Origin of the sequence: Stenotrophomonas sp. 2YAF22 (assembly GCF_052114665.1) — a bacterium.
In the GTDB taxonomy this organism is placed as follows: domain Bacteria; phylum Pseudomonadota; class Gammaproteobacteria; order Xanthomonadales; family Xanthomonadaceae; genus Stenotrophomonas; species Stenotrophomonas indicatrix.
Genome location: NZ_JBFRFE010000106.1, coordinates 1 through 9,196, shown reverse-complemented (window position 1 = coordinate 9,196; position 9,196 = coordinate 1). Strand labels below are relative to the sequence as shown.

Annotated in this window: 9 protein-coding genes and 1 pseudogene; 6 read left to right on the top strand and 4 right to left on the bottom strand. The window is 67.5% G+C overall.

Annotated features, from left to right (window positions below; translation table 11 throughout):
- Positions 1 to 625, bottom strand: a pseudogene (locus AB4Y84_RS06555) (methyl-accepting chemotaxis protein); the annotation flags it as partial.
- 183 nt (positions 626 to 808) lie between these two features.
- Here AB4Y84_RS06555 and AB4Y84_RS06550 point away from each other — a divergent pair.
- Positions 809 to 1,264 (top strand): Rrf2 family transcriptional regulator, encoded by a 456-nt coding sequence (locus AB4Y84_RS06550; RefSeq protein WP_025877596.1) that lies wholly within the window; start codon positions 809 to 811, stop codon positions 1,262 to 1,264.
- The gene (locus AB4Y84_RS06545) at positions 1,254 to 2,159 is read left to right on the top strand and encodes an NAD(P)/FAD-dependent oxidoreductase (protein ID WP_105164850.1); all 906 of its coding nucleotides are present in this window, start codon (positions 1,254 to 1,256) and stop codon (positions 2,157 to 2,159) included. The genes AB4Y84_RS06550 and AB4Y84_RS06545 overlap by 11 nt, the downstream gene beginning before the upstream one ends.
- A 66-nt stretch (positions 2,160 to 2,225) precedes the next feature.
- On the opposite strand, the gene AB4Y84_RS06540 is transcribed toward AB4Y84_RS06545, so the two are convergent.
- Positions 2,226 to 3,182 carry an aldo/keto reductase gene (locus AB4Y84_RS06540; RefSeq protein ID WP_032976826.1) on the bottom strand — a complete coding sequence of 319 codons (957 nt, stop codon included), beginning with the start codon at positions 3,180 to 3,182 and terminating at the stop codon, positions 2,226 to 2,228.
- A gap of 169 nt (positions 3,183 to 3,351) precedes the next feature.
- Between AB4Y84_RS06540 and AB4Y84_RS06535 the strand changes: the two genes are divergently transcribed.
- The 3 genes from AB4Y84_RS06535 to AB4Y84_RS06525 all read left to right on the top strand — a co-directional run bounded on the left by AB4Y84_RS06535 (position 3,352) and on the right by AB4Y84_RS06525 (position 5,124).
- Positions 3,352 to 4,209: a class I SAM-dependent methyltransferase gene (locus AB4Y84_RS06535; protein WP_088101858.1), complete on the top strand. Its 858-nt coding sequence runs from the start codon at positions 3,352 to 3,354 to the stop codon at positions 4,207 to 4,209.
- Between the two features lie 66 nt (positions 4,210 to 4,275).
- The gene (locus AB4Y84_RS06530) at positions 4,276 to 4,539 is read left to right on the top strand and encodes a hypothetical protein (RefSeq protein ID WP_033832507.1); all 264 of its coding nucleotides are present in this window, start codon (positions 4,276 to 4,278) and stop codon (positions 4,537 to 4,539) included.
- 45 nt (positions 4,540 to 4,584) lie between these two features.
- Positions 4,585 to 5,124, top strand: a complete 540-nt coding sequence (locus AB4Y84_RS06525; RefSeq protein WP_025877589.1) for a pseudouridine synthase — start codon at positions 4,585 to 4,587, stop codon at positions 5,122 to 5,124.
- Positions 5,125 to 5,214: 90 nt separating this feature from the next.
- Here the strand turns inward: AB4Y84_RS06525 and AB4Y84_RS06520 are convergent, their stop codons facing one another.
- Positions 5,215 to 5,604, bottom strand: coding sequence for a hypothetical protein (locus AB4Y84_RS06520; RefSeq protein ID WP_442249893.1), 390 nt, complete (start codon positions 5,602 to 5,604; stop codon positions 5,215 to 5,217).
- 128 nt (positions 5,605 to 5,732) lie between these two features.
- Positions 5,733 to 8,240, bottom strand: coding sequence for an ATP-dependent helicase HrpB (gene hrpB / locus AB4Y84_RS06515; RefSeq protein ID WP_442249892.1), 2,508 nt, complete (start codon positions 8,238 to 8,240; stop codon positions 5,733 to 5,735).
- 68 nt (positions 8,241 to 8,308) lie between these two features.
- On the opposite strand from hrpB, the gene AB4Y84_RS06510 reads away from it, so the two are divergent.
- Positions 8,309 to 9,106 (top strand): TatD family hydrolase, encoded by a 798-nt coding sequence (locus tag AB4Y84_RS06510; protein ID WP_025877584.1) that lies wholly within the window; start codon positions 8,309 to 8,311, stop codon positions 9,104 to 9,106.
- Positions 9,107 to 9,196 lie beyond the last annotated feature (90 nt).

Genomic DNA, 9,196 nt, shown 5'->3' with positions numbered 1-9,196 from the left:
GCAGCCACCAGCCAAGGGCGATCAGCAGCAGCACGGCGGCGCCGATGGTCAGCGCGGCGCACACCACCAGCACCTGTCGGGAATCCTGCGAACGCGCGGTCACTGCAGCCTCGGCTACCTCGGTGGCACGCACGCTCAGGGCATMCAGCGCACTGGCCACCGGACGGTCCTTGCCGCGCACCAGGGAATCGCCAACCGCCGGGTCGTAGCTGGCGTCAGCGAAGGCCTGCAGTGCGGCGTGGTAGTCCTGCTGCAACTGTGCGTGCAGGCCGGAAAACGCCTGCGCCAGTTCGCGCGTGCGCGCATCGGGGCTGGCGGCCAGGCCCGTGGCCAGTTCGGCAACGACGCGGCCTTCGTTGTCGAAGGCCTGCAGGTGATGCTGGCGCAGCGCGTCATCGTGGCCGCGCAGCAGCACGTTCTTCCACTCCTGTACCTGCCCGCGGAATTCGCGTTGCAGGCGCTCGGCGTCGCGGCTGTGGGCAACCTCCGGGGGGACTTCGGTGGACAGCTTCAACCAGGCCGACGCCAAGCCCGCCAGGGCGCATACCAGGACAACAGCCAGACCAACAGAAACGGCACCGAGCAGCTTCGACTGCAGCCGCGGCGCATGGGAAGAGGCTTTCATGGGACGAGATCTCGGAAGGGGTGCGATGCGGTATCGACCGTCCTTTAGCGCTCTGAAGTGCGATGCGTGTCACATTGCCGTTCTGTTTAGTGATGTGAAGAATGTGTTTCATTGGACAAATGTGTCCATATGGAACGAAAGAAGACCCTCGACAGGTGGTTTAAATGTAACTATTGTTGTTGCATGAAATCCGCGAATCCGCTTTCCGACGCCCTGCACGTGATGGCCCATCTGGTCGGCCAGCACGGGCCGCGAACCTCCGAACAGCTGGCGACCTGCCTGCCGACCCATCCGGTGGTGATCCGCCGCCTGCTGGCGCAGATGCACAAGGCCGGCCTGGTACGCAGCACGCGCGGCCACGGTGGCGGCAGCCAGCTCGCCCGCGATGCGGCGACGATCACCCTGCACGACGTCTACCAGGCCATCGGCGCGCCGCCGATGGTCCAGGTCGGTACCCGTGAAGGCAGGGGCGGCTGCCCGATCCAGCAGCTGGTCAACCAGGCCCTGCTGGAGAGTGCCCGCGAAGCGCAGCGCCTGCTCGAGCAGCGGCTGCAGGCAACCACCCTCGACCAGCTTGGCGCCGACTTCGCCCGCCATCTTGCCCATCACCGTTCCCTGGAAGGTCACCATGAATCCTGATGTCCTCATCGTCGGCGGCAGCTACGCCGGCATCGCCGCCGCACTGATCCTGGCGCGTGCGCGCCGGCCGGTCACGATCATCGATGCGGGTTCGCCGCGAAACCGTTTCGCCAGCCATTCGCACGGCGTGCTGGGCCTGGACGGCGTCAGTGGCGCCGAGTTGTTGAAGAACGCGCGCCAGCAACTGCTGGACTACCCGACCGTGCGTTGGCTGAATGCCGAAGCGGTGCAGGCCACGCTCCGCACCGAAGGTGTGGAGGTGCGTACGGCAGACGGCCAGGTACTGACCGCACGCAAGCTGCTGCTGGCCACCGGTATCGCCGACCAGCTGCCCGATCTGCCCGGCCTGGCCGAGCGCTGGGGCAGCACCGTGCTGCACTGCCCGTACTGCCATGGTTATGAAGTGGGTGGCGGTTCGATCGGCCTGCTCGGCGGCCATCCGATGTCGGCCGGCAAGGCGCCGCTGTTCGCCGACTGGGGCAACGTCACCTTCTTCAGCCAGGGCTTGCCGATCAGCGACGAGGAGCTGGCCGCCATGCAGCAACGCGGCGTGCAGGTGGAAACCACGCCGGTGGTAGGTGTGCACGGCGAGCAGCCGACGTGGCTGGAAGTGGAACTTGCCGACGGTCGCCGTGTTGCCCAGCGTGCGCTGTTCGTGCCGGCCATGCAGCAGATGGCCACGCCGCTGGTGCAGCAGCTGGGTTGCGCGCTGGTGGAGAGTCCGCTGGGCGTGCTGGCCGAGGTGGACATGATGAAACAGACCTCGGTGCCGAACGTGTACGCCGCCGGTGATGCGACCACGGTCGGCAACATCACCCTGGCCATGGCAGAAGGCGTGCGCGCGGGCATCGGCATGCACCATGCGCTGGTGGCCGAGGACAGCCTGCCGCGCTGAGGCAAAGCATCCACGCATGGCGCGGATCCGTTGAAGGGTGCCGACGTTGGCCGGCACCCTCCGCCTTCAACCTTCCACGCTGGCCGCGTCCAGCTGCGCCACATCCTGCACGCTCAACGCCACGTTCGCCGCCGCCAGCAGGTCGTGCAGCTGCTCCACGCTGGTGGCACTGACGATCGGTGCGGTGATCGACGGCCGTGCGATCTGCCATGCCAGTGCGATCTGCGCGGCAGTAGCGTTGTGCTTGCTGGCCACGTCATCCAGTGCTTGCAGAATGCGCAGGCCGCGCGGGTTCAGGTAACGCTTGACCACGGTGGCGCCGCGCGCGGAACTCTTGCCGGCATCGTCCGGCGTGCGGTACTTGCCACTGAGGAAGCCGCTGGCCAGTGCGTAGTAGTTGATCACGCCGATCTGCTCGCGCTGCACCAGCGGTTCCAGTTCCTTCTCGTAGCCGGCGCGGTCGTACAGGTTGTACTCCGGCTGCAGGGTTTCATAGCGCGGCAGCCCGTAGTCGGTGGAGACCTTCAAGGCATCGGCCAGACGCGTGGCGCTGTAGTTGGACGCGCCGATCGCGCGCACCTTGCCCGCCTCGATCAGGCGACCGAACGCGGCCAGGGTCGCTTCCAGCGGCGTGGATTCATCGTCCTCGTGAGCCTGGTACAGATCGATCACCTCGGTCTGCAGGCGACGCAGCGAATCCTCCACCGCCGCATTAATGTTGTCCGGGGTGAGGCCGGGGCGCTCGGCCCATTTGGCCACCTTGGTCGCCAGCACCACCTTGTCGCGCTTGCCGCTGCGCGCGAACCACTTGCCCAGCAGCGTCTCCGACTCGCCACCCTGGTTGCCCGGCACCCACGCCGAGTACACGTCGGCGGTGTCGACCAGGTTGAAGCCGGCATCGACGAAGGCATCCAGCAGGGCGAAGCTGGCCTTCTCATCAGCGCTCCAGCCGAACACGTTGCCACCGAAGGCGAGCGGAGCTACATGCAGGCCTGAACGGCCCAGTTCGCGGTTTGCCGTCATGGGCACGGACTCCTTGGGGGAAGTCCTTCAGGATAGAACGCGATGTGTGACCGCGCTGCGGCGCTGACCACAAAACTGTGTTCCGCACCGCGCACGCGGCTAACGTTTTGTGAACACCTGCGGCGCGGCGGCTGCTAGTCTCGCCGCATCTTCCGCTGGAGTCGCCCCGATGATTGCTGCCTCATCCCTGCGTGGTTGCCGCCTGCTGCTTGCTTCGGCGCTGCTGGTTGCCGTTCCCGCATTCGCCGCGCCGGCCACGGTCGCACCGGCAAAGATCCAGGTGTCGCCCGCGATCGATGCCGCGGTGAAGGCCTCGACCCGCGACCCCGCCAACGTCAAGCGCGACGGTTTCCGTCATCCTGCGCAGACCTTGGGCTTCTTTGGCGTCGCGCCGGAAAAGACCGTCATCGAGATCACCCCGGGCAATGGCTGGTACTCGGAGATCCTGGCGCCGCTGCTGCGCGACAAGGGTCATTACATCGCTGCGGTGGTCGATCCGCAGGCCGTGGCTGAAGGTCGCGGCCGCGACTACCAGCAGCGCAGCCGCGACAGCCTGGAAAAGAAGTACGCCGCCGCACCGGCACAGTTCGACAAAACCGCAGTGGTTGCCTACGACCCGGCCAAGCCGGTGTTCGGTGCAGCCAACTCGGCCGATGTGGTGCTGACCTTCCGCAACGTGCACAACTGGCGCAAGGCCGGCCAGGCGCAGGGCATGTTCCAGGGCTTCTTCAACGTGCTCAAGCCGGGTGGCGTGCTCGGCGTGGTCGAGCACCGCGCCAAGGCCGACGTGGCCGACGCTGACGACACCGGTTATGTGGGCCAGCAGCAGGTGATCGCGATGGCCGAGGCCGCCGGTTTCAAGCTCGACGCGCGCACCGAGGTCAATGCCAACCCGCGCGATACCAAGGATCATCCGAATGGCGTGTGGACCCTGCCGCCGACCAACCAGCATGACAAGGCGGATGACGCCAAGTACCAGGCCATCGGTGAAAGTGACCGCATGACCCTGCGTTTCGTGAAGCCGTAACGCATCGCAGCGGTGGCGTCGGCGGATGCCCGGCGCCACCCGACCGCACTTCCATGGAGCGGAATCGTGAAAAAGCTGTTGCTGGTCATTGTCGCGGTGCTGGTGGCGATCCGCCTGATCGACTACATCTTCTACGGCGGCAATGCCTATGACCTGGCGGGTGCTGCAGGTTTCGGACTGCTGGCGCTGGGCATCGTGCTGGAGCAGCGCGCCGCCAGGCAGGCCCTGCCCGCGCAGGCCGCTGGACGGCGCCGGGCGAACATCGTCAGTGCCTGCGGCATCGCCCTGGTGCTGGTGTCCTTCCTGTTGAAATGGCAGGTGTTCGGCTGACACGCCGAATGGGACAATGCGTCACCACTGCCTGTCGTCCCCGCGATGCTGATTGCCTTCAACAAGCCGTTCAACGTGCTTTGCCAGTTCACCGACCGCAGCGTGCCGCCGCGGCCGACATTGGCCGGCTTCGGTTTGCCGCCGCGCGTCTACGCTGCCGGCCGCCTCGACCATGACAGCGAAGGCCTGCTGCTGCTGACCGACAACGGTACGCTGGCGCACAAATTGACCGACCCGAAACACAAGGCGGATAAGCTCTACTGGGTGCAGGTGGAAGGCACGCCCAGCGACGGGCAGCTGCAGCAGCTGCGCGATGGCGTGGTGCTCAATGACGGGCCGACGCTGCCGGCGAAAATCGAGCGCCTCGATCCTGCGCCTGAACTGTGGCCGCGCGATCCGCCGGTGCGCTTCCGCAAGACGGTGCCCGACAGCTGGCTGGCGATCACGATCCGCGAAGGGCGCAACCGCCAGGTGCGGCGGATGACCGCTGCGGTGAACCTGCCGACGCTGCGGCTGGTACGCGCTGCAATGGGGCCGTACCGGCTGGATGACCTGCAGCCCGGGCAGTGGCGGCAGATCGGCTGAAAAAAAGGCCGGAGGCCTTGCGGCGTCCGACCCTCGTGCAGCGACATGGGGTCAGAGCCCTTCCTGCGGAAGGGATCCGACCCCGGTCAATCAGGCGTCGCTGCCGATATCGCTGTGCTCGTCGACCACGGTGTCGTTGCGGCGATCGCGCGCGTTGATGCGCTGGGCCTGGCCGTTGACCACATGGCCATTGGCCGCCTTCTTCTTCTGCTGCTTGCGGTACAGCGCATAGCCCAGCAGGCCTACACCCACGGCAGCTGCCGCGATGGTCACCGCCGGATTGCGGCGGGCGAACTTGGTGGCGACCTTGCCGCCGGTCTTCACCGCGCCAAGGGCGGCGCCGGTCTTGATCCAGTCGCTGGGCTGCGGGCCGAGGTGACGCAGGCTGCCGCCCGCGCTCTTCAGGCCATCGCCTGYGGTATGGGCCAGGTCGAGGGCGCGCTCCAGGGCGCGGTCGGTGATTACGGTCAGCTTGCTCATGCGGGGGTGTCCTTGCCTCGGGTCGAAGTCCAGTGTCGCCTGTTGCCCGTAAACGGTATGTCAGTCAGGCGGGCGCGTGGTGTGACTCTACCGCAGCCATTCAGGAACGGGCGGGGTGTCGGCGCGCATTACGTCCCGCGCGGCTTGGCCCGGTGCGTTGCCGTAGCCGTCCATGGGTCGTCCGGCCACGGGTGGCGCGGGTAACGGCCCTTCATCTCCTTCTTCACCTCGGCGTAGGTGTTCTCCCAGAAATTGCGCAGATCCTGGGTCACCTGCAATGGCCGGCCGCCCGGTGACAGCAGGTGCAGGGTCAGCGGCACCCGGCCATCGGCGATACGCGGCGTGTCGGCCAGCCCGAACAACTCCTGCAGCTTCACCGCCAGCACCGGCGGCAGCGGCTCGCCGCTTTCGCCATCCAGCGCATAGGTGATCGGCCGTTCCAGCCCTGACGGTACGGTGATCCGGGTGGGCGCGTGGCGCTCGACCAGCTGCCGCTGCGACCACTCCAGTGGCGACTTCAGCGCTTCGCCGAAACTGGTCTCGTCCAGCGCATCCAGACGTGTCCTGCCAGCGAATGCCGGCTGCAGCCATTGCGCACGGTTGGCCAGCAATGCGGCGTCACTGCAGTCGGGCAGGCCCAGCTCGGGCATCCAGCGCCGCAGCGATTCAACCCGCGCCTGCCACTGGCGCAGACCCTCGGTCCATGGCAACACCTGCAGGCCGAGCTCGGCAACGGCGTCGGTCAGCGCCTGCGCCGCCAGCTGCGGATCAACCCGGCCAGCCGAACGGCTGTCCATCACGATGCGGTCGAAGCGTGTTTCGCGCAGCGCGACCAGGGCGCGGCGTGTGTCATCCCAGCGCACCGCGTCTTCGGTCACGAAGCGGTCGGGCCAGTTCCTGCGCAGATAGGTTTCATCCACCGGTGCGGCGCGTAGCAGCAGCGCGTCGCGCGCTTCGAAGCGCAGCTCGCTGGCCACCAGCCACGGTTCGCCCCGCAGGTCGCTCAGTTCATGCAGGCGGGCGCTGCGGCCGTTGGCCAGCAGGTAACGCAGCGGGTCGTTCGGATGCTGGAAGGCAATGCGGTCGGGGAAGGCATGGGCCAGCAGGTCGCCCAGTTCGTGGGCCTCGATGCTGGCGGGCGGTGTAGCGTCACAACGCAGGCGACGGCGCCACTGTTTGGCAGCGGCATCGATTGCGGCCAGGCCACTGCGATTGGCATCGGCCGGCGCACGGCCGTTGCGGAAGGCCGCCAGTGCGCGCCAGCGTGCGGCCAGTGCATCACCGCCCTGGCGCAATGGGTCACGAGCTTCCAGCAATGCCGCCAGATCGGCGGCCAACGCCTGCGCGCGGGCATCAGCTGCGGCCAGCAGCATCGCGGCCATCCGCGGATGGGTGCCCAGCGCCAGTACGCGGCGGCCGAGTGCAGTGATCGCGCCGCTGCTGGACAACGCGCCCAGGCGCTGCAGCAGTTCGCGTGCGGCGGCCATCGGCCCAGTCGGTGGCGGGTCAAGGAAACGCAGGTCACTGCTGCCCCAGGCGGCCAGTTCCAGCGCAAGGCCGGCCAGTTCAACCTGGTCGATCTCGGCGCGACGCTGCGGTTCCAGCCGCTGCGACTGCGGCCACAGCCGCCAGGCCACGCCCTCGGCCACGCGCCCGGCACGGCCGGCACGCTGGTCGGCCGAGGCCTGCGCAATGGCGACCACGTCCAAGCGGGTGAATCCACTGTTGGGGTCGTAGCGGGGCTCGCGCGCCTGGCCGCTGTCGATCACCACGCGCACGCCGGGCAGGGTCACCGAGGATTCGGCGACGTTGGTGGCCAGCACCACACGGCGGCGGCCGTCGCTGGCGGCCTGCAGCACGCGCGCCTGCTGTTCCACCGGCAGTTCACCGTGCAGGGCCAGTACGTCCACCGCAGCGCCAGCAAGGCTGTCCTGCAGGCCTGCCTGCACGCGTGCGATCTCACGTTGGCCGGGCAGGAACACCAGCAGGTCACCGGGGTGCTCGGCCAGCGCCTGCTGTACCGCGCGCCGCACCTGCAGTTCCAGCGCCTCGTCACGCCGGGCAGGGAAGTGGCTGATCGCCACCGGATAGCTGCGGCCTTCGCTGCTCACTCGTGGTGCATCGAGGAAGCGTGCCAGGCGTTCACCATCGAGCGTCGCCGACATCACCAGCAACCGCAGGTCATCGCGCAGCTGCGACTGCACGTCCAGCGCCAGCGCCAGGCCCAGGTCGCCACTGAGGTGGCGCTCGTGGAATTCATCGAACAGGATCGCGCCAACGGTTTCCAGCATTGGATCGTCCTGCAGCATCCGGGTCAGGATGCCCTCGGTGACGACCTCGATGCGCGTGCGCGCCGATACCTTGTTCTCGAAGCGGATGCGGTAGCCGACGATGCCGCCGACCTCCTCACCGAGCTGGCGCGCCATGAACATCGCGGCACTGCGCGCGGCCACCCGGCGGGGTTCCAGCAGGATGATCCTGCGGCCCTGCAGCCACGGCKSATCRAGCAGCGCCARCGGCACCTGGGTGGTCTTGCCGGCGCCGGGMGGSGCTTCCAGCACCAGCCGCGGGTGCACGGCCAGGTGCTGCTGGATCTGCGGCAGCAGCGAAGAGATGGGGAATTGCGGGGCGTTCATCTGCAAAGGATAAGGTGCCATGGCGGGCACGGGTACAATGCGCGGGTTTTCCTGCCTCTGCTGCCCCCATGCATCTGATCGATATCGGCGCCAACCTGACCCACGACTCCTTCGACCGCGACCGCGACGCCGTACTGGACCGCGCACGCCAGGCCGGTGTGGTGCAGATGATCATCACCGGTGCCAGCCGCGAGCATTCGCCACTGGCCCTGCAGCTGGCGCAGCAGCACCCGGGCTTCCTGTACGCCACCGCCGGCGTGCACCCGCACCATGCGGTGGAGTACACCGACGAGTGCGATGCGGAGATGCGCGCGCTGCACGCCCATGCCGAAGTGGTGGCGGTGGGTGAGTGCGGGCTGGACTACTTCCGTGATTTCTCGCCGCGCCCGGCGCAGCATCGCGCGTTCGAGCGCCAGCTGCAGCTGGCTGCAGACAATGGCAAGCCGTTGTTCCTGCACCAGCGCGACGCGCATGCCGATTTCATGGCACAGATGAAGAACTTCGAAGGCCGCATCGGTCCGGCCGTGGTGCACTGCTTCACCGGCGAGCGCCAGGAGCTGTTCGATTATCTCGACCAGGACTGGTACATCGGCATCACCGGCTGGCTGTGCGACGAGCGCCGTGGCGGTCACCTGCGCGAGCTGGTGAAGAACATTCCGGCCAACCGGTTGATGATCGAGACCGACGCACCGTACCTGCTGCCGCGCACCTTGAAGCCGATGCCGAAGGACCGCCGCAACGAACCGGTGTTCCTGTCGCACATCGTGGAAGAGCTGGCGCGGGACCGTGGCGAGGATGTGCAGACCACGGCGGCAAACGCCACGGCTGCCACGCGTGCGTTCTTCCGGTTGCCGGACGCCGCCTGATCGGCAAACGGTAGTGCCGGCCGCTGGCCGGCAACCTCACGATCTTCGCAGGGATGCCGCAGTTGCCGGCCAGCGGCCGGCACTACCCGT